Origin of the sequence: Corynebacterium sp. AOP36-E1-14 (assembly GCF_052377495.1) — a bacterium.
Classification (GTDB): Bacteria; Actinomycetota; Actinomycetes; order Mycobacteriales; family Mycobacteriaceae; genus Corynebacterium.
The window spans coordinates 1-20,010 of the sequence record NZ_JBQSWV010000021.1 but is presented as its reverse complement, the minus strand read 5'-3'; the positions used below and the strand labels follow the sequence as shown (position 1 = coordinate 20,010).

The following is a 20,010-nucleotide window of genomic DNA, read 5'->3' as shown; positions in this document are numbered from 1 at the left end:
GGTGGGACGTCAGGGCGTGGTGGTCTGGTCGCCGGAGGTGCCGTCCTGCTGGGTCGTGCCCTGGTTCTGGCTCTGACCCTGGTTCTGCGTGGAACCGTCGGACTCGTTGGTGCCGTCCGTGGTGCCGGTGCCCTCGGTGCCGTCGGTGCCCGACGTACCGGAACCGGAGTTGTTCGAGTTGCCGGAGTTGCCCGAGTTACCGTTGCCGGAGGTGTTGCCGCTGTTGGTCGAGCTGTCGCCGGACCCGTCGGACTCCTCGGTGTCGGTGACCTCACCGGAGTTGTCGGACTCCTCGGTGTCGGTGGGCTGCGTGTCCTCGGTGGGCTCGCTGTCGGTGTTCTCCTCGGTCTCGGTCGGGGTACTCGACACGCTGGTCTCGGTGGACTCCACCTCGGTACCTGCGTTGCGGTAGCGGTCCGGCGACAGGATGCCGGGGTTGCCGTCGTCCGGGTTGCTGGAGAACAGCGCGAGCATCGCCACGATCACCAGGGCGATGAACAGGCCCGAGGTCGAGGGACGGAACCGGCCGCCGAAGCTCAGCAGGTTCTTCGTCTTCGACTCGTAGGGGCCGTCGACCAGGTCGGCGAGATCGGACTTGTCGTCCTCTGCTCCGGCCTTACCGTCCTTCCCCGCCTTGCCGTCCTTCGCGTCGGGGTCCTCCTCCGGTGCGGGGGAGGGCAGCACCTGGGTCGCCGGGTCGTCCGGGTCAGGCTGCGCCGCACTGTCCGGCTCAGCCGAGGCGTCCTGCGCGTCCTCGACCTTGTCGGCGTCCGCGGCGGCGTTGTCTGCACCCTCGTCGCCGTCGGCGCCGTCGTCCAACGACATGTGGTCGGGGCCGGACGCCGCGGCCGCCACGACGCGGGACGTGTCGTCCTCGGACGTGTCCTTCGCCGCGATTTTCGACGGCGCCTGGGTGGTGTCGGTGGAGGGGGCCTGCGCGGCCCCTGCCGTGCCGAGCACGTCGCCTCGGGACTGGTAGCGGTCCCAGAACGTGTTGACCAGGTTCGCGCGGATCGCGCGCTCCACCAACCACTGGTCGGCGGGGCCGGTGTCCACGCCCACGCGCATGCCCACCGACCAGGGCTGGCCGGCGGCGGCGGGCGGGGTGATGCTGCGGGCCGGCTGGACCTCGATGTCACCGAGGATGCTCGCGTCCACCCCGGCGGACTCCACGGCCTTGGCCGCTGCGGTCTCCACCTTGGTGAGCAGGTCCGCCATGGACTCCTCGTCGACCATCGGGATGTCGAGGTCCACCACGGCACGCGACCAGCGCTGCGAGTAGTTGATCGTCACGCTGGCCTTGCTGTTCGGCACGGTGACGAGCTCGCCGGCGACGGTGCGGATCTGCGTGGAACGCAGGGTCAGCTTCACGACCGTACCGGTGATCTGCCCGGAGGTGTCGTCGAAGGTCACCACGTCGCCGACACCGTAGTGGCGCTCGGAGATGATGAAGAAGCCGGTGAGGAAGTCACCGATGATGTTCTGCGAGCCGAAACCGATGGCGGCGGAGACCACGGTCGCCGGGATGGCCGCGCCCATGGCCGGTACGCCGAGGTTCGTCAGTGCGAGGAGCACCAGGACGAAGTAGGCGACGATCTCGAGCATGTACACCAGGGCGCCGACGAGGGCGAGCTTGGACTTCGTCTCCTCCTGGCCGCTCTCGAGACGGTCGGTGAGGACACGGACGACCTGGCGGCCGACCCGGGGAATCAGGATTGCCGCGATCAACAGGGCCGACAGCGGCAACCCGTGCTGAATGATCCATTCCCAGAGGGAGAACAAGAGGTACTTGACGTCGAACATGAGACTCACCATAGACCGTGTTTCTGGGGATTCGCTGGATCATTCGACACGCGAAACAGCGTCTCCGCCGGGACCGACGCGGGGCGTTCATGCAGTGAGACGGGGGGTATCAGCGGGTGGGAAAATTTCCTGAAATCCATTGACCGGGGGGTGGTGCTCCGCTATGGTCGTGGGTTATGACGACGTTCCTGATTCTTGTATCCGCCGGGCGCTAGAGCCCCTGCGGTCACTTCGCGGAACAATCTGGCGCCCCCGCCCCGAACCACGGGTAGCGGGGGCACAGTCGGTTCTACGGCGGAAACCACACACCTCGAGACCTCGATCGTCGGACATCCACAACACATGACCACCCAAAGGAGTGCACGGACGGTGAATGACACCTCACGCCCACACCCCAGTCCTGCGACAGTCGCTGCCTCAGGACGCAGCCGTAAGCCCGAGCGCATCAACGGTGCCCAGGCGGTAGTCCGCTCCCTCGAGGAACTGGGTACTGACGTAGTCTTCGGCCTCCCCGGTGGTGCGGTGCTCCCGCTCTACGAGGCTCTCTACGGTTCCGAGAAGCTCAACCACATCCTCGTCCGCCACGAGCAGGGCGCAGGTCACGCCGCCACGGGCTACGCCCAGGTCTCCGGGGAGGTCGGCGTGTGCATCGCCACCTCCGGTCCCGGTGCGACGAACCTGGTCACCCCGCTGGCGGACGCCAACATGGACTCCGTGCCGATCGTGGCGATCACCGGTCAGGTCGGCAGTCACCTGCTGGGCACCGACGGCTTCCAGGAGGCCGACATCCGCGGCATCACGATGCCGATCACCAAGCACAGCTTCATGGTCACCCGTCCCGAGGACATCCCCGCGGCGATCGCCGAGGCCTTCCACGTAGCCGTCACCGGGCGTCCGGGCGCGGTGCTGGTCGACATCCCCAAGGACGTGCAGAACGCCGAGCTCGACTTCATCTGGCCGCCGAGCTACCGGCTGCCCGGCTACCACCCGGTCACGACCCCGCACTCCCGCCAGATCGACGAGGCGGCCCGCCTCATCGCCGAGGCCAAGCGCCCGGTCATCTACGCCGGCGGCGGCGTCCTGAAGGCCAACGCCCACAAGGAGCTGCTCGCCTTCGCCGAGTCCACCGGACTGCCGGTGACCACCACGCTGATGGCGCTGGGTGTGTTCCCCGAGTCCCACCCGCAGTTCCTCGGCATGCCGGGCATGCACGGCACCGTGCCGGCCGTCGCCGCGCTGCAGAAGTCCGACCTGATCCTCGCCCTGGGCGCGCGCTTCGACGACCGGGTCACCGGCGACGTGGACTCCTTCGCCCCGGGCGCCAAGGTCATCCACGCCGACATCGACCCGGCGGAGATCGGCAAGATCCGCGAGGTCAACGTGCCGATCGTGGGCGACGCCCGTGAGGTCCTCCTCGCGCTGCGTCGTGCGGTGGAGGACCGTGAGGGTCGCCAGGACACGTCGCGCTGGACGACCTACCTCGACGGTCTGAAGACCGACTTCCCCCCGGGATTCGACGAGCCGGCCGACGGCAAGCTCGCCCCGCAGTTCGTCCTGCAGGAGCTCACCCAGGCCGCGGGCCCCGACGCCGTCTACGTCGCCGGCGTCGGCCAGCACCAGATGTGGGCCGCGCAGTTCCTGCGCTTCGAGAAGCCGCGCACCTGGCTGAACTCCGGTGGGCTGGGCACGATGGGCTACGCCGTGCCCGCAGCGATGGGCGCCAAGGCCGCCGCCCCGGACACCGAGGTCTGGGCCGTCGACGGCGACGGCTGCTTCCAGATGACCAACCAGGAGCTCGTGACCTGTGCGGTCGAGGGGCTGCCGGTCAAGATCGCCCTGATCAACAACGGCAACCTCGGCATGGTCCGCCAGTGGCAGACCCTGTTCTTCGACGGCCACTACTCGCACACCAACCTCAAGCCGGGCGAGAACTACCTCCCGGACTTCGTGGGACTCGCCGAGTCCATGGGCTGCGCGGCCTTCCGCGTGACCGAGAAGGACGGACCGGAGGGCGTGGCCGCCACGATCGCCAAGGCGCGGGAGATCAACGACCGTCCCGTGGTCATCGACTTCATCGTCGGCGAGGACGCCCAGGTGTGGCCCATGATCTCGGCCGGGGCCTCCAACGACGAGGTCCAGTACGTCCGCGACCTGCGTCCGCTGTTCGAACAGGAGCAGTCCGCGGCGGAGGAACCCGACGACATCCGTAAGATCATCGAGGAAGGCGAGGAGAACTAATGTCTCAAGTCCACACTCTGAGCGTCCTGTGTGAGGACGTCGACGGAATCGCGTCGCGTATCACCGGCATGTTCACCCGCCGCGCCTTCAGCATCATCTCGATCGCCTCGGGTCAGACGGAGGTGGCCGGGGTCAACCGGTTCACCATCCAGGTCGAGGGCGAGGACCACGTGATCGAGCAGATCACCAAGCAGCTCAACAAGCTGATCCCGGTGATCAAGGTCAGCCGGCACGAGCCGGACTCCATCGTGTGCCGCGGCCTGATGCTGGTGAAGGTCTCCGCCGACAACTCCAACCGCACGCAGGTCGTGGAGTCCGCCAAGCTCTTCCGCGCCCACGTGGTCGACGTCGGACCCGAGTCGCTGGTCATCGAGGCCACCGGCACGCCCACGAAACTCAAGGCGATGCTGGAGGTCCTGGAGCCCTTCGGCATCCGTGAACTGGTCGAGTCCAGCGTGACCGCGGTGAGCCGCGGCCAGAAGGCGATGTACCCCGCCAAGCTCTGATCGGCCTCTTCAGTCCCTCCCCGTGGCCATTCACGGGGTGGGATACCCAGTCTCACACTCTGATAATCCTTGCTGGTACGATAGCGGCACAGAACGCAGTTCCCGGTTCGATGAACCGATCCACACCCGTTTTCCCACGAAAGGCTTCACCTCATGGCAATTGACGTTTTCTACGACGACGACGCCGACCTGTCGATCATCCAGGGCCGCAAGGTTGCCGTGCTCGGCTACGGGTCACAGGGCCACGCCCACGCCCAGAACCTGCGAGACTCCGGCGTCGAGGTCGTCATCGGTCTGCGCGAGGGCTCCAAGTCCGCCGCGAAGGCCGAGGAGGCGGGATTCAAGGTCCTGTCCAACGCCGAGGCCGCCGCCTGGGCCGACGTGGTCATGGTCCTGGTGCCCGACACCACCCAGGCCACGGTCTACACCGAGGACATCGCCCCGAACCTGGAGGACGGCAACGCCGTGTTCTTCGGCCACGGGCTGAACATCCACTTCGAGCTGATCAAGCCGGCCGACAACCTCACCATCGCGATGGCCGCCCCCAAGGGCCCGGGCCACCTGGTGCGCCGCCAGTTCGTCGACGGCAAGGGTGTGCCGTGCCTGATCGCCGTGGAGCAGGACCCCAAGGGCGAGGGCCGCGACCTGGCCCTGTCCTACGCCGCCGCCATCGGCGGTGCGCGCGCCGGCGTCATCCCGACCACCTTCGAGGCCGAGACCGTCACCGACCTCTTCGGTGAGCAGGCCGTGCTGTGCGGTGGCACCGAGGAACTGGTCAAGACCGGTTTCGAGGTCCTCACCGAGGCCGGCTACGAGCCGGAGATGGCCTACTTCGAGTGCCTGCACGAGCTCAAGCTCATCGTGGACCTGATGTTCGAGGGCGGCATCGCCAACATGAACTACTCGGTGTCCGACACCGCTGAGTTCGGCGGCTACCTCTCCGGCCCGCGCGTCATCGACGCCGGCACCAAGGACCGCATGAAGGACATCCTGTCCGACATCCAGGACGGCACCTTCACCAAGCGCCTCATCGCCAACGTCGAGGGCGGCAACAAGGAGCTCGAGGGTCTGCGTGCCGACTACGCCAAGCACCCGATCGAGACCACCGGCACCAAGCTGCGCGATCTCATGAGCTGGGTCAAGAACCCGCTGGACGCCACCGCGTAGGCGTCACCGCAACACCGGGGAAGGCCCCACGGACCGAAGAAAAGGTCCGTGGGGCCTGTCTGTGTCAGCGCTCTGCGGCGGTCAGCGCCTCGCGCAGCTCCTCGTCGGAGGCGGCCTTACCAGGCCCCATGTCGTAGATGGAGGTCGGTGTGGCGTCCGGCGAGATGTACGGCCTGCCGTAGGCGGGCTCGCCGTTGTCGAAGCGCCAGCCCTCGGCCAGCACACCGGCGTCGAGGAAGGACGCGACGTCCTGCTTGGCGGCGTCGTCGTCACCGGCGATCACCAGGGAGGTGCGGGCGGCGTCGCCGGCCGGGCGGGCGAGCTCACCGAGGTGGGCGAAGTTGATGTTGTTGAAGCCCTTGACCACGTGGGTGTCCGGCAGGTGGTCCTGCAGGATCTGGGAGGTGGTGATCTCCCGGGCGTCCAGCACGTCGATGTGGCCGTCACGCTGCCAGTAGTAGTTGGACGTGTCGATCACGGTCTTGCCCGCCAGCGGCGCCACCGGGACCTCGGTCAGCGCGCCGAGCGGGATGGTGACGACGACGATGTCGCCGGCCGTCGCCGCGCCCTCCGGGGTGTCCACCCGGGCCTTGGGGCCCAGCGCGGCGGCGAGGGGGAGGAGGGTCTTCGGGTCCCGGGAATTGCTCAGGACCACGTCATGACCGGCCAGGACGGAGAGCCGGGCGACGGTGGCCCCGATCAGTCCCGCGCCGATGAATCCCACTGTGCTCATATGTCTTCAGGTCCTTGCTGCAGATCGACGGTGTGTTACCTCAGGGCCAACCGCACGCGGCGCCGCGGTATTCCGCATCCGCAGCCGCGCCGCGCCGGCGGAGCGCTTAATGATAATGATTACGCTACCCAAAGATCGCCCTTGACCTGCGCCAAATCTCGTTCTACTGTGAGCACTTACCGTTAATGAAAATGGAGGTTCGCCATGGCGCACGATCACGACCATGATCACTCACATACCCAGGTCCGCGGAAGGGCACTGTGGATCGTCATCGCGATGACCTCGACGATCTTCGTCGCCCAGGTCATCGGCGGGGTGGTGTCCGGCTCGCTCGCGCTGCTCGCCGACGCCGGACACATGCTGTCGGACGCCGGGGGCCTCGTCGTCGCGGCCTTCGCGATGATGGTCGGGTCGAAGCCGGCCACCGCGCGTTCGACCTACGGCTTCCGTCGTGCCGAGGTGCTCGCCGCCGCGGTCAACGCCGGTGCGGTCGCCGTGATCGGCGTGTGGATCGCCGTGGCGGCGTTCCGGCGGATGGGGGAGGGGCCCGCGGAGATCCAGACCGGGCTGATGCTCACCGTGGCGGTCGTCGGTCTGCTGGCCAACGTGGTCTCGGCGGTGATCCTGCGCCGCAGCGCAGGGGAGTCGCTGAACATGAAGGGCGCCTACCTGCACGTCCTGGTGGACCTGCTGGGGTCGGTCGCCGTGATCGTCGCTGCCCTGGTCATCGGTGCGACGGGCTGGTACTGGGTCGACGCGGTCGCGTCGCTGATCATCGCGGCGATGATCCTGCCGCGGGCGTGGTCGCTGATGAAGGAGGCGGGCACCGTGCTCATGGAGCAGGTGCCCGCCGGGGTGGACCCGGTCGAGGTCCAGGAGGCCGTCAGTGCGACGGACGGGGTCTACGGCTCACACGACCTCCACATCTGGTCGGTGGACGGCGAGTCGTCGATGGCGACCGTTCACGTGGTCACCACCGGTGACGAGCAGGATGTCCGGAAGGACGTGAGGAGAGTGTTCGCCGACCGGGGGATCGGTCACGTCACCGTGCAGACCGAGGCCCTGGCCGCACCCGCCAGGACGCCGCGCGCGCAGGCGTGCGACTCCGGGTGCGGCGAGGAGTGCGTCCTGCCCCGAAAGGACGGGCAGGACGGGCAGGGCGCTGGCAGCGCCGTCTAGGCGGTGAGGCCCAGCGCCAGGGCGATGAGCACCATGATGATGCCGAAGCCCCAGGCGATCGGGAAGGTCAGCTTGATGTGCTTGCCGATCGTGCCGCCGGACAGGCCGATGGCCAGCCACAGGGCGGGGGAGAAGGGGCTGACGAAGGTACCGATGATGTTGCCGATGATCAGGGCGGCCGCGGCGCCGGAGCCGGAGACGCCGAAGGACGCCACCGTCTCCTGCACGACCGGGAGCACCGAGAAGTAGTACGCGTCGGTCGAGGTCAGCAGGTCCAGGGGCACACCGAGCAGGCCGACGATGACGTGCAGCTGCGCGCCGACGGAGTCGGGCAGGATGTGCAGCAGGCTCAGCGCGATCTCCTCGAGCATGCCGGACTCGTTCAGCACACCGAGGAACATCGCGGCGGCGAGGATGACGCCGGCCATGGACAGGGCGTTCGGGGCGTGACGCTTCAGGGTCTCGGCCTGCTCGCCGGACAGCGGGAAATTCACGACCAGGGCGATCGCGGTACCGACCAGGAAGACGGGGCCCGGCTCGATCCAGCCGGACATCAGCAGCGCCAGCATGCACAGCGACATGACGATGTTGACGATGGTGACCCAGCGGCCGGTGCGCATCTGCGCGCCGATCTCCTCCTGCTTCTCCTTCTCACGTTGCACGAAGTCCGCGGCGAGGGTCTGGACGTCCACGTCGCCGGTGCCGACGAACTCGGGGGTCTTGCGCAGCTTGGCGATGCGGCGGGACTCCTTGAGGCCGAGGAGGCCGGCGATCACGAAGACGAGGACGAGGGCGATTCCCTGCAGCGGCAGGATGTGCTGCCACAGCTCAACGGGGGTCTGGTTGACCACGGAGGACGCACGGCCGATCGGACCGGCCCAGGGCACCATGTTCATCACCGACGCCGCGGTGGCCACGATGGCCAGCAGGACGTAACGCGACATGTGCAGCGCCTTGTACAGCGGCAGCAGCGCCGGGATGGTGATCAGGAAGGTCGTGGCGCCGGCACCGTCCAGGTGGACGACCATGCCGATCGCGGCGGTACCCAGGGCGACGAGGATGACGTTACCTCGGGTGGCGATGATCAGCCCCTTGACCAGGGGTGTGAACAGTCCGGTGTCACTGAGGATACCGAAGTAGATGATCGCGAAGATGAACATCACCACGACGTTCATCACGGATCCGAGCCCGGACTCGTAGAAGTCTCCGATGCTCTTGATGCCGTAGCCGGCGACGAAGGCGCCGAGCACCGGGACGAGGGTCATGACGACGGTCGGGTTGCTCCTGCCGCGGAGCAGGATGCCGACGGTGACGATGATGATTCCCAGGCCTATGGCTGTTAGCCCGCCCGGGGACTGCATCGATTCAGCGAACGAGTCCATTGTTGGGTCTCCTCAAGAAAGATAGGTGAACCAACACATTATGGCAGGGTGAGGTGCGCCCTGTCACAACGGCTGCTTATGGCGCCCCCGGCCACGATCTCGGGGGTTTCCGAGCCGTGCGACAAAAGACGTACTAAGCTGTCCATGTCGCACGTCACCCCTGGGCTTATTTCGGTGTGGGGAGTCAGGCGTGGGCCCTGACCTCTTCGACGCGGTCGTGCCGGAGGGGCCGGGACATGCACAGCTGTCAGGAGTATCCGTGAGTCAGAATTCCCGTCCCGTCGTCCTCATCGCCGACAAGCTCGCCCAGTCCACCGTGGACGCGCTGGGGGACTCCGTCGAGGTCCGTTGGGTCGACGGTCCGAACCGTCCCGCACTGCTGGAGGCCGTCGTGGACGCCGACGCGCTGCTGGTGCGCTCCGCGACCACCGTCGACGCGGAGGTCCTGGAGGCTGCCCCGAAGCTGCAGATCGTGGGACGCGCCGGCGTCGGCCTGGACAACGTCGACATCGACGCCGCCACCGCCAAGGGTGTGATGGTCGCCAACGCCCCGACGTCCAACATCCACTCCGCCTGCGAGCACGCCATCTCGCTGCTGCTCTCCGCCGCACGTCAGATCCCGGCGGCGGACAAGACCCTGCGTGACCACGAGTGGAAGCGCTCCTCCTTCCAGGGCGTGGAGATCTTCGGCAAGACCGTCGGCATCGTCGGCTTCGGCCACATCGGCCAGCTGTTCGCCCAGCGTCTGGCGGCCTTCGAGACCGACATCGTCGCCTACGACCCCTACGCCAACCCGGCCCGTGCCGCACAGCTCGGCGTGGAGCTCGTGGAGCTCGACGAGCTGGTCGGCCGCTCCGACTTCGTGACCATCCACCTGCCGAAGACCAAGGAGACCGCGGGCATGTTCAATGCCGAGCTCCTGGCCAAGGCGAAGGAGGGTCAGATCATCATCAACGCCGCCCGCGGTGGACTGGTCGACGAGGCCGCCCTGGCCGAGGCGATCAAGAACGGTCCGGTGCGCGGCGCCGGCTTCGACGTCTACGCCTCGGAGCCCTGCACCGAGTCCCCGCTGTTCGAGCTCGACGAGGTCGTCGTGACCCCGCACCTGGGCGCCTCGACCGTCGAGGCGCAGGACCGCGCCGGCACGGACGTGGCCGCGTCCGTCCTCAAGGCCCTGTCCGGCGACTTCGTGCCCGACGCCGTGAACGTCACGGGCGGCAAGGTCAGCGAGGAGGTCGCGCTGTGGCTCGGCCTGGCGACCAAGCTGGGCAAGGTCGCCTCCGGTCTGCTGGACCAGGCCGTGACCGCCGTCAACGTCGAGGCCCGCGGTGAGCTGTCCTCGGAGAACGTCGATGCCCTGGGTCTGTCGGCACTGCGCGGCGTGTTCTCCGGCGTCGTCGACGAGCAGGTCACCTTCGTCAACACCCCGCAGATCGCCGCCGAGCGCGGAGTGGACCTCTCGGTGACCACCGCGGACGAGTCCGTGACCCACCGCTCCGTCCTCGAGGTCACCGTCGTCACCGGCGACGGCACCTCGGTCTCCGTGATCGGTGCGCTGACCGGCCTGGAGCGCGTGGACAAGATCGTGCGCATCAACGGCCGCGGCCTGGACCTGCGTGCACAGGGGCTCAACCTGTTCCTCAACTACGACGACCAGCCCGGTGCCCTGGGCACCGTGGGCACCTTCCTGGGCCGTGCGGGCATCAACATCGACGCCGCCGCGCTGACGCAGGACGCCGACCAGGGTTCCGCCACGCTGGTGCTGCGCGTGGACAAGGACGTCCCGCAGGACCTGCAGGAGCAGATCGCCGACTCCCTGTCGGCGTCGCGCACCGTCCTGCTCGACCTGAGCTAGACCCCACGGGGGACGGGACTGCCACGGGGACGGGACGGCGAGGGGGCCGTCCTGCCGGTGGTCAACGACGGGGGAGCGTCGACCGCCGCAAAGTGGTGGGGGTAGGTGGTGGGGGTGATAACACTTCGGGGAGTTATGTAAATAACTGTCTTATGGGTTAGGGTCGTTGCCGTGACTGACAACAATGCTGCCAACCACACGCCTGCCCCCGTCCCCGCGGACAAACCCGCGAACAACCCCACGGACGAGGACAACCAGCTCGCCGACGAGTTCCGCGACGCCCTCCGGGAAGGTCTGCACATGGTGCGCCTTCTCGACCACCGGGGGAGCCACACGCTCACCCAGTTGGGCATCCTCAACACGCTGACCGAGGAGCCCCACTCGATCGGGCTGCTCGCCAGGATCAACGGCATGACCCAGCCGGGCATGACGCAACAGATCGACAAGCTGGAACGGGCAGGCGTGGTTCGCCGGGTCCGGAGTCCCAAGGACGCCCGGGTCACCCTCGTCGAGATCACCGACGAGGGACGCGCCACACGTACGCGGGACAACAACCTGCGTAACCGGGCGCTGGCCGAGCACTTCGACCTGCTCGACGACGACGCACGACGGCGCATTGCCGACGCACTGGAACCGCTGACGGCCTTCGCCAGCGCGTACATCCGTCGGGTCAGCGAAGACACATCGAGAAACTTGGAAAGGCACGACCGCGAATGAGACAGGACACCCAGGAGGCCACGCTCAACGGCGCGACACTCGAATCAGAGAAGACGTCGATGATGCGGCAGCCTGTCGCAGTGTGGGCCACGGCCCTGGCCTGCGTCTTCGCGTTCATGGGGATCGGTCTCGTCGACCCCATCCTCCCCGCGATCGCGGAGAACCTGGACGCCGGCGCGTCCGAGGTCTCCCTGCTGTTCACCAGCTACTTCGCGGTGACCGCCGTGATGATGCTGGTCACCGGCGCCGTCTCCAGCCGCATCGGCGGCAAGAAGACGCTGCTGACCGGCCTGGCGCTGATCGTGGTCTTCGCCGGCCTCGCCGGGACGTCCAACAGCGTCGGTGAGCTCGTCGGCTACCGGGCGGGCTGGGGACTGGGCAACGCCCTGTTCGTCGCCACGGCCCTCGCCGTGATCGTGTCGGTGGCCAGCGGCGGACGTGCCGTGGCCATCATCCTCTACGAGGCCGCACTCGGCCTCGGCATGGCCGCCGGCCCGCTGCTCGGCGCGGCCCTGGGTTCCCTGAACTGGCGCGGACCCTTCTTCGGCACCGCCCTGCTGATGCTCATCGCCCTGGTCGTCCTGCTGTTCAAGCTGCCGGCCACCCCGCCGCCGGCCGAGAAGACCAGCGTGACCGCCCCGCTGAAGGCCCTGAAGCACCGCGGCCTGTTCGGCGTCTCCTTCTCCGCCCTGTTCTACAACTTCGGCTTCTTCACCGTGCTGGCCTACACCCCGTTCGTCCTCGGCTTCGGTGAGATCGGCATCGGTGCGGTGTTCTTCGGCTGGGGCTGCTGCCTCGCGGTGTTCTCCGTGTTCATCGCCCCGCTGATCCAGAACCGTATCGGTGCGGCGAACACCACCATCGCCACCCTGGTCGGCCTGCTGGTGATCTACGCCCTGCTCGGCGTCTTCCACGACACCACCCCGGTCGTGGTCGTGCTGGTCGTGCTCTCCGGCGCCCTGCTGGGCATCAACAACACGATGTACACCGAGATGGCCATGAGCGTGTCGGACGCCCCGCAGCCGGTGGCGTCCGCCGGGTACAACTTCGTGCGCTGGATGGGTGGCGTGATCGCCCCCTTCGCCGCCACGAAGATCGGTGAGGGTGTCGGCGTCGCCGTGCCCTACTACGTCGCCGCCGTCGTGGCCGTCGTCGCCATCCTCGTGATGATGGCGTCCCGCGACCACGTCGAGGTCCACGGCCCCGAGGCCGTGTAGCCCGCGAACCCTCCCCGGCGCCGTGCCGGCGCCGCCCGCGGGTCCACAACCCCGCAGGACGCTCTCAGCGTCCTGCGGGGTTGCTGTCTGTCGGCTCCTCCGCGGGGACGGTGCCGGTCTCGGTACCCGTCTCGGTGCCCGTCTCGGTGCGACGCGAGCGCACCGCGTCGACCAGACCGACCGCGGCGAAGGCCACGAGGATCAGCACGCCCCACAGCACCCACATGCTGTTCCACGGCACGGACATGTACTGCTGGCCGATGAACGACCAGTGCACCGACACCTGGTGGCTGACGAACGGGATCATCGCCACCCACACCACCAGCAGAGCCAGCAGCGCGCCGACCTGCGAGGAGAACCAGGACCGCACCCGGTGTCCCGGCCACGCCGGCGCCGCGCGCACCCCGAGGTCCACCAGGCACACCACCAGCGGCACCAGCCACACCCAGTGGTGGTGCCAGGAGAACGGGGAGATCAGGCACGCGGTGATCCCGCCGAGGGCCATCACCAGCGCCTGGTTGCCCCGACGCGTGGCCCAGCGCACCGCCACGTACAGCAACGCCACCACGACCACGCACGACACCAGCCACACGGCGGTGCCCGTCGTGTCGCTGTCGAAGGTGCGCTCGGTGAAGCCTTTAAGCGACTGCGAGGCGGACACCGTGTCGCTGCCGATCCGGGAGGAGTCGAAGATGGCGGACGTCCAGAAGCGCATCGCGTCCGGCACCGTCAGGAACCCGATGCCCACCGTGACGGCGAAGGTCGCCGTGGCCGTCGCCGCCTCGCGCCACCGCCGCTGCATGAGGAAGACGAGGATGAAGAAGGCCGGTGTGAGCTTCAGACCCGCGGCGATACCCACGCCGATGCCGGTCAGCCGGTCACGCGTGCGCAGGAAGTCCAGGGCGACCAGGAGCATCAGCAGCATGTTGATCTGGCCGTAGAAGAAGCTGTCGCGCACCGGAGACAGAGCCAGTGCAGCCATGGCGGCGGCCACGCCCAGGGCGATCGTCCCGGTGTCGAGCCGGTATCCGCGCTGCACCAGCGTGCCGAGGACCACCGCGACCAGTGCGCCGACGCAGGCGAGCTGCCAGAACGTCGCCGACATCTCCGCCGGTGCGGAGGCCACGTAGCGGAAGATGCTGCCGGCGAACGGCGGATAGGTGAAGGGCAGGTGACCGTAGAGCGGGCCGTCGTAGATGCCCTCGCCACAGGCCAACGCCTCACCGGCACGGAAGTACACCATGAAGTCGGTGGGCACCTTGTAGAGGTCCAGGGTGCGTTCGAAGACCACCGGACGGGTCTCGCGGTAGGCGACCACGGCCAGGACCAGGGCCAGACCTACGGTCAGGACGGTGCGTCCTGCGAGAGGACGGCCCGCCGCCGGCGGGGACGGCGGGGCTGCCGTGACCGGTGACCCGGTCGGGGTGGTGTCGGTGGGGTGGTGCGAGGTCAAGGCAGCTGCCTTCCGGGGACGGGTGGTGGACGCGACGAAGGAACGTCCGTCGGGGAAAGTAAAGTGTAGCTCCAGTCGTGTCCCGCGGCGAGTTAGGCCCACGGCGCGGCGTGGTAGCCTGTGGAAGGATTTTTCCAACGATGTGAGACAGAAACGCCAGAAAGGGTCCACAGAATGAAACTCGCGGTCATTGCCGGAGACGGAATCGGTACCGAGGTCACCGCGGAGGCCCTGAAGGTCCTCGACGCGGTCACCGGCGACGAGACCATCGACACCACCGACTATGACCTGGGGGCGCGCCGCTACCTGCGCAACGGTGAACTGCTCACCGACGCCGACCTGGACTCCCTGCGTGCCCACGACGCCATCCTGCTCGGCGCCATCGGCGACCCCCGCTCGGTGCCCGCCGGCGTGCTGGAACGAGGTCTGCTGCTGCCGCTGCGCTTCCGCCTCGACCACGCGGTGAACCTGCGTCCCGCGAAGCTGTACCCCGGGTCGTCCTCCCCGCTGGCCGCCCCCGGCGAGATCGACTTCGTGGTCGTGCGGGAAGGCACCGAGGGCCTGTACTGCGGCAACGGCGGCACACTGCGTGAAGGCACCGACAACGAGGTCGCCAGCGAGGTCAGCCAGAACACCTGGTACGGCGTGCAGCGCGTGGTGCACGACGCCTTCACCCGCGCCCAGGCCCGCTCCGGCAGGCTCACCCTCGTGCACAAGACCAACGTGCTGGTCAACGCCGGTGGGCTGTGGTCACGCGCGGTGGAGACCGTGGGCGCGGACTTCCCGGACGTCATCGTGGACTACTGCCACATCGACGCCGCGACGATCTACATGGTCACCGACCCGGGACGTTTCGACGTGATCGTCACCGACAACCTCTTCGGCGACATCCTCACCGACCTGGCCGGCGCCGTGACCGGCGGGATCGGTCTGGCGGCCTCCGGCAACATCGACCCGTCGCGCCGCAACCCCTCGATGTTCGAACCCGTCCACGGCTCGGCGCCGGACATCGCCGGGCAGGGGATCGCCGACCCGTGTGCGGCGATCCTGTCCGCCGCGCTGCTGCTGCGCCACCTCGCCGACGACGAGGGGGCCACCGGGGAGGACGCGGCCCTGCGCGTGTCGCAGGCGGAGCGGATCGAGGCCGCGGTGCTCGCCGAGGCCGGCTCGCGTGACGGGTCCCCGGTGCGCACCGTGGAGGTCGGCGACCGGATCGCCGCCGCGGTCTAGCTGTGGTCTGGCTGCAGTCTGGCTGAACCTCCGCGTTGCCGCACCATTGCGGAATAGTCGCCCGCCCAGGAAGGCGATCGGGCGATTCGGCTACCTGGGAGGGTGATCTGGCTACATCGGGGTGGGCCGGTGCAGCGAGGGGTGGGGGAGGCGCCGGTTACCGACCTGCGTGACGTAGCCAGGTCAGCACCGCCCGTACCCGACGGTTCTCGTCCGAAGGCAGCATCCCGAGTTTCATGAACACGTTGGCCACGTGTTTGCTCACGGCACCAGGGGAGAGGAAGAGCTTCTCGCCGATCTGAGAGTTCGAGTCGCCGGCCGCCATGTGCTCCAGGACCTCGCGTTCGCGCGCCGTCAGATCGCCAATGCCGCTGCGCCGGGAACTCACCAGGGCGCGCACCACCTCCGGATCAACGACTGTCCCACCGTCTGCGACGCTCGCTATGGCGGTGAGGAAGTTATCGACATCGGCGACACGTTCCTTGAGCAGGTATCCGAAGCCGTCGTGCTCCAGGAGGTCGTCGAGGTAGGCGGCCGCCACATATTGGGACAGCATCAGCGCGGGGACGGACAGTCGGTGCTCGTCCGCGTCCTGACGAAGCCGGTGCACCATCGCGAGCCCGTCATCCGTCATTGTTGGTGGCATCCGGACATCGCTGACGATGAGATCGGGGGATGCCGACTGAGCAGCAGCCAGCAGTGAGTCGGCGTCGACGACCGCGGTGACCTCGTGCCCGGCGGACTCCAGAAGTCCGACGAGGCCTTCGCGAAGCAGTGTGGTGTCCTCGGCAAGCAGTATCTTCATGGAAGCCTCGTTTCCAGTCGTGTGGTCCATCGTCCTTGTGACGTACCAAGATCTGACAACTGCACGGTCCCTCCCAGCGCGGCGGCGCGCTCGGTGAGTCCGGCGATGCCTGTGCCTCCTCCGTCGGAGGCGGCGGCTACCTTCGCAGAGCCCGTGCCGGTGCCAGTGCCGTTGTTGTCGACCGCGAGGACGGTGTGCCCGTTGTCGTCGGACAGGGTGACCCGTACGGCGTCGGCATCCCCGTGTTTCACGGCATTCGTCAGAGCCTCTGCGGTGCAGTGGTACAGCAGGAGGGCGGGGGTGTCGGTGAGGCGGAAGTCATCCTCGGCTCCGTCGAGGACGAAGCGGTGATCGAGCCCGGAATGGGAGACAAGTTCGTCCACCGCGGCCACCAAACCCTTGTCGGCCAGCACCTGAGGGTAAATGCCGCGGACGGTGGCCCGTAGCGATTCGAGAGCTTGCCGTGCATTGACCTTCACCTTGTCCATGGGCTCAGTCAGCTCTTGTCCCGTCCGCGCAGTCATTTCCAGCGCGGCCACATTGAGCTGCAGCGCCGTGAGGTATTGCTGGGCACCGTCGTGGAGCTCGCGTTCGATGCGGCGACGTTCGCCTGTGAAGGCATCTGCCAGGACGGCCCGTGACCGGGTGATCTCGGCGACGTCGGGGGAAACCGTCGAGTTCGAGGCGACGGTAACAGCGACCGAGCAGCCGGTGATGACCCAGCTGGCGTACAGGAAAGCGAGGGCGCAGACTGCAGCTCCGGCCCCGACGATGGCGACGAGAGCCCCGGTGTCGTGGATCTCCAGGACCCCCAGGTCGATTCCGGTGCCTCCCGGGAAGCCGCGGCTGGCCCACATGAAGGGGGTTGCGGCAAGTACACAGGTGAGGAGACCGAGGCTCAGCGACAGCAGGAAAGCGGCGAAGGACAGTAGTAGCTGGGCGCAGAGCTCAGCTGTCTGCCGCCAGTCGAACCACCGGTTGACCGGGCGGTCGGGCACGGAGACCCTCATCCACCGGGAACCGAGACGACCGACTGAATCCGATGCTCGGGCACTCAACGGCAGCCACGGCAACAGGATGAGCGCCGTGACAAGGGCTGGGAGGAAGAGGGTTGCAAGGAGGAGGGTCCAGGGCAGGACCCGCCACGGACCTCGGTCAGCGAGGAATCTCCACGGTCGGACGTCGAACCCCGCCGGCCAGTACCTGGGTGCCTGAGGGGCGTTCGATGGATCGTTCGCTTAAAACTCCACGGTCAGTAAGTGTAGTGGTCAGGGGCACGCGTGTCGGTGGACTCACCTCCACCGTTCTTCCGGGGGTGGAGCCAGCTCCCGACGTTCCGGGTTCCTCTCGATCCTGAGCCCTCACTACCGCAGGGTGGGGACATGGACATCACCGCGCATGCATTGACCAAGACCTACCGGGAGCAAGACGGACCGGTCATCGGCGGCGCGGCCGGCGCAGGTGTGGACGTCAGCATCCCGGCGGGTTCCTTCCTCGCTCTGATGGGCCGGTCGGGGTCTGGGAAGTCGACGCTCCTGAACCTTCTCGCCGGTATCGTCCGACCGGATTCAGGAGTCGTCAACTACGGTGACACCGGCCTCTGGGATCTCTCGGACGGGAGGCGGTCGCGTCTCCGGGCCACCACCACAGCGACCGTGTTCCAGGAGTACAACCTCTTCGACTTCCTCTCCGTCCAGGAGAACATTGCGCTGGGGATACGCATGGCAGGCGGTCACGCGAGCCGTGACCGCATCGCTGAAGCGCTGTCGAGGGTCGGGATGCAGGACTATCTGAGGTCACGGCCGGATGAGTTGTCCGGCGGGCAACGTCAGCGGATCGCGATCGCCCGCGCGGTGGCCGTGTCCCCGCAGGTCATCTTCGCTGACGAACCCACGGGTGCACTTGACGAGGCGAACGGCCGTGTCGTCGTGGCGCTGTTGCGTGAGCTCGCGGCGGACGGTACGAGCATCCTCATGGTCACCCATGATGCCGACGTTGCCGCGGTGACGGACAGGACGCTGGAACTCCGGGACGGAACGATCGTCAACGCGATGTCTGCGGGTGATCCGGCGTGACGATGTTCCGACTGATGCTGGCCGGTCACCGCACCGTCTGCCTTGGCTTTCTCACTGTCGTTACCCTGCTCACCGGCCTGGCCGGCGGTGTCATCGGCACCGCGGTTCGTGCCACCCAGGTGGCCGACGGCTACCGAGCGTCGGACGTCGTGACCACCGAGGTGTCCGCGACGTGGGCGAACTACCAGGGGACCGCGACGTTCGCGTTCATGGTTTCCGCGATTGCCTGTGTGGTCGGGGTCATTCTCCTCCTCTCGGTCGCGCAGTTCCTCGTGTCCAGCCTGGCACCGACCTCGAGGACACTGCGACTGCTGGGGGTTTCGCGGAGGTTGGTCCGGCTACGGATTGCCGGGGCCACCTTTGCCCTCGCTGTGGTGGCGGTTGTCCTCGGACTCCTGCTGTCGCCGGTGGCAGGGTTGGCCTACAGGTGGTTGCTGGGCCGGATCGGGCTGGTGACAACCGAGCTCGGCTCGTTGTGGATGCCCGGCCCCACGGTTCTGGCCGGAATCTGCCTGGCCGCATGGGGCATCGTGACCGTGTGGTGGCAGGGGCGCCACCTCGCAGGAATTGAGGCGGACGCACGGCGCCCGGGCAGAGGCCGTCGCATCCTGCGGGTACTGGCTACGCCGCTCCGCTACGCCGTGGGCGTTGGCGCGGCGATGGCCCTGTGGGCACTCCACGACGCCACGACGACCATGGACAACTTCAATGAGATGTCCTTCGGAATCGCTCTGTGCACCCTCCTTCTCATGTGGGGACTCGCCGTGCCGGTGCTGCGTGTGGTCAGTTGGCTGCTGCGGCGCGGAGGGACCGGACGCATGCTTATCGGCGGCGTCGTCAACGACCGGGCCCGTCGCGTCGCAGGGATGTCACTGGTCGCCTCCCTCCTGGTGGTGCTCGGGGGCACGGCGGCCCTTGCTGCACTGACCAGCACGATCGGGGACGCGAACCGGAGCGCGGCCTCGCTGCAGGCCACGGCGGTAACCGCTCGAGACCTGACTGAAGCGCAGTCAACCGCGGCGCGTGAGGCTGGTTTCACCGTGTCTCCGTTGGACACGGACCCCGGGTGGTTGGAGGGTGTGAACTCCGTCGACCAGCTTCCCGTGCACCGGGTCGATCCCGTCTCGATCGGCCAGTTGTCGGTGGAGGGGACGGTTCTCGCCGGATCCCTCGCCGAGATCGGAGGCGACGACGTCGCTGCAGACGAGCGCTGGGAACTCGGTGAGAAGATACTGGTCAGGGACGATGACGGTGTCCGCCGTGAGGTGACGGTGGTCGCCGTCGTCGACCGCGACTCCGCCCTTGGTGGAGGGCTCACGGTGGACGGGACGTCCTTCCCTCTCAGCGTGTCAGCGGTTGAGGGGGAGATGAGTGAGCGCACCTTCGTCGCCGGCGCAGCAGACGTGAATGAGGTGGTCCCGGACGTGCGTTGGCTGGCCCCGCAGGAGGTCGTCGAAGAGCAGATCGACTCGGAGCAGCAGGGGCAGATGGACTCGTTGGCCGGCATGGTCGGCGGAATCGGGCTGATCGCCGTCGTCGCCCTGGTGCATGCGGTGGTCGGGTTCGCCGGGGACCTGCAGGGGACGCGCACCGGGATGCGTCGTCTCAGCTTCTCCCGCGCCCGGGTCAGCGGTGTTCTCGGCGGCATCG

Annotated in this window: 16 protein-coding genes; 10 read left to right on the top strand and 6 right to left on the bottom strand. The window is 67.8% G+C overall.

The window, feature by feature from the left end; all coding sequences use genetic code 11:
- Nucleotides 1-9: 9 nt before the first annotated feature.
- On the bottom strand, nt 10-1,803 hold the full coding sequence (locus tag ACT3TD_RS10435; RefSeq protein ID WP_301443545.1) for a mechanosensitive ion channel domain-containing protein: 1,794 nt from the start codon (nt 1,801-1,803) through the stop codon (nt 10-12).
- A 369-nt stretch (nt 1,804-2,172) separates the two neighbouring features.
- Here ACT3TD_RS10435 and ACT3TD_RS10430 point away from each other — a divergent pair, with 369 nt between their 5' ends.
- The 3 genes from ACT3TD_RS10430 (at nt 2,173) to ilvC (ending at nt 5,714) form a co-directional block, all read left to right on the top strand.
- The gene (locus ACT3TD_RS10430; protein WP_301443546.1) at nt 2,173-4,041 is read left to right on the top strand and encodes an acetolactate synthase large subunit; all 1,869 of its coding nucleotides are present in this window, start codon (nt 2,173-2,175) and stop codon (nt 4,039-4,041) included.
- Nucleotides 4,041-4,547: an acetolactate synthase small subunit gene (ilvN, locus tag ACT3TD_RS10425; RefSeq protein ID WP_301443547.1), complete on the top strand. Its 507-nt coding sequence runs from the start codon at nt 4,041-4,043 to the stop codon at nt 4,545-4,547. The genes ACT3TD_RS10430 and ilvN overlap by 1 nt, the downstream gene beginning before the upstream one ends.
- A 153-nt stretch (nt 4,548-4,700) precedes the next feature.
- Complete coding sequence (ilvC, locus tag ACT3TD_RS10420; protein ID WP_301443548.1) at nt 4,701-5,714, top strand: ketol-acid reductoisomerase; 1,014 nt, start codon at nt 4,701-4,703, stop codon at nt 5,712-5,714.
- 64 nt (nt 5,715-5,778) lie between these two features.
- Here the strand turns inward: ilvC and ACT3TD_RS10415 are convergent, their stop codons facing one another.
- Entirely contained in the window at nt 5,779-6,447 is a 669-nt protein-coding gene (locus ACT3TD_RS10415; protein ID WP_441578838.1) for an NADPH-dependent F420 reductase, read from the bottom strand.
- A gap of 204 nt (nt 6,448-6,651) precedes the next feature.
- On the opposite strand from ACT3TD_RS10415, the gene ACT3TD_RS10410 reads away from it, so the two are divergent.
- A complete protein-coding gene (locus tag ACT3TD_RS10410) occupies nt 6,652-7,626 on the top strand; it encodes a cation diffusion facilitator family transporter (protein ID WP_301444034.1) in 975 nt (324 codons plus the stop codon).
- Here ACT3TD_RS10410 and ACT3TD_RS10405 read toward each other — a convergent pair.
- Complete coding sequence (locus tag ACT3TD_RS10405; RefSeq protein WP_301444036.1) at nt 7,623-8,987, bottom strand: CitMHS family transporter; 1,365 nt, start codon at nt 8,985-8,987, stop codon at nt 7,623-7,625. The two genes, ACT3TD_RS10410 and ACT3TD_RS10405, sit on opposite strands and share 4 nt — an antisense overlap.
- A gap of 280 nt (nt 8,988-9,267) precedes the next feature.
- Between ACT3TD_RS10405 and serA the strand changes: the two genes are divergently transcribed.
- From serA to ACT3TD_RS10390, 3 genes are all read left to right on the top strand, one after another.
- On the top strand, nt 9,268-10,863 hold the full coding sequence (serA, locus tag ACT3TD_RS10400; protein ID WP_441578839.1) for a phosphoglycerate dehydrogenase: 1,596 nt from the start codon (nt 9,268-9,270) through the stop codon (nt 10,861-10,863).
- 171 nt (nt 10,864-11,034) lie between these two features.
- Entirely contained in the window at nt 11,035-11,580 is a 546-nt protein-coding gene (locus ACT3TD_RS10395; protein ID WP_301443866.1) for a MarR family winged helix-turn-helix transcriptional regulator, read from the top strand.
- The gene (locus tag ACT3TD_RS10390; RefSeq protein ID WP_301443865.1) at nt 11,577-12,797 is read left to right on the top strand and encodes an MFS transporter; all 1,221 of its coding nucleotides are present in this window, start codon (nt 11,577-11,579) and stop codon (nt 12,795-12,797) included. The genes ACT3TD_RS10395 and ACT3TD_RS10390 overlap by 4 nt, the downstream gene beginning before the upstream one ends.
- Before the next feature lie 64 nt (nt 12,798-12,861).
- Here ACT3TD_RS10390 and ACT3TD_RS10385 read toward each other — a convergent pair whose 3' ends face one another.
- Entirely contained in the window at nt 12,862-14,250 is a 1,389-nt protein-coding gene (locus tag ACT3TD_RS10385; RefSeq protein WP_301443864.1) for a glycosyltransferase 87 family protein, read from the bottom strand.
- Nucleotides 14,251-14,424: 174 nt separating this feature from the next.
- Between ACT3TD_RS10385 and ACT3TD_RS10380 the strand changes: the two genes are divergently transcribed.
- Nucleotides 14,425-15,480: a 3-isopropylmalate dehydrogenase gene (locus ACT3TD_RS10380; RefSeq protein ID WP_301443863.1), complete on the top strand. Its 1,056-nt coding sequence runs from the start codon at nt 14,425-14,427 to the stop codon at nt 15,478-15,480.
- A 157-nt stretch (nt 15,481-15,637) separates the two neighbouring features.
- Here ACT3TD_RS10380 and ACT3TD_RS10375 read toward each other — a convergent pair whose 3' ends face one another.
- Together ACT3TD_RS10375 and ACT3TD_RS10370 are read right to left on the bottom strand one after the other, a co-directional pair.
- Nucleotides 15,638-16,285, bottom strand: a complete 648-nt coding sequence (locus ACT3TD_RS10375; protein ID WP_301443844.1) for a response regulator transcription factor — start codon at nt 16,283-16,285, stop codon at nt 15,638-15,640.
- On the bottom strand, nt 16,282-17,283 hold the full coding sequence (locus ACT3TD_RS10370; protein WP_441582066.1) for a sensor histidine kinase: 1,002 nt from the start codon (nt 17,281-17,283) through the stop codon (nt 16,282-16,284). The genes ACT3TD_RS10375 and ACT3TD_RS10370 overlap by 4 nt, the downstream gene beginning before the upstream one ends.
- A 384-nt stretch (nt 17,284-17,667) precedes the next feature.
- Between ACT3TD_RS10370 and ACT3TD_RS10365 the strand changes: the two genes are divergently transcribed.
- Nucleotides 17,668-18,360, top strand: a complete 693-nt coding sequence (locus ACT3TD_RS10365) for an ABC transporter ATP-binding protein (RefSeq protein WP_301443846.1) — start codon at nt 17,668-17,670, stop codon at nt 18,358-18,360.
- The coding region (locus ACT3TD_RS10360; RefSeq protein ID WP_444637988.1) for a hypothetical protein at nt 18,357-20,010 on the top strand (1,654 nt) is incomplete at its 3' end. The genes ACT3TD_RS10365 and ACT3TD_RS10360, both read left to right, overlap by 4 nt.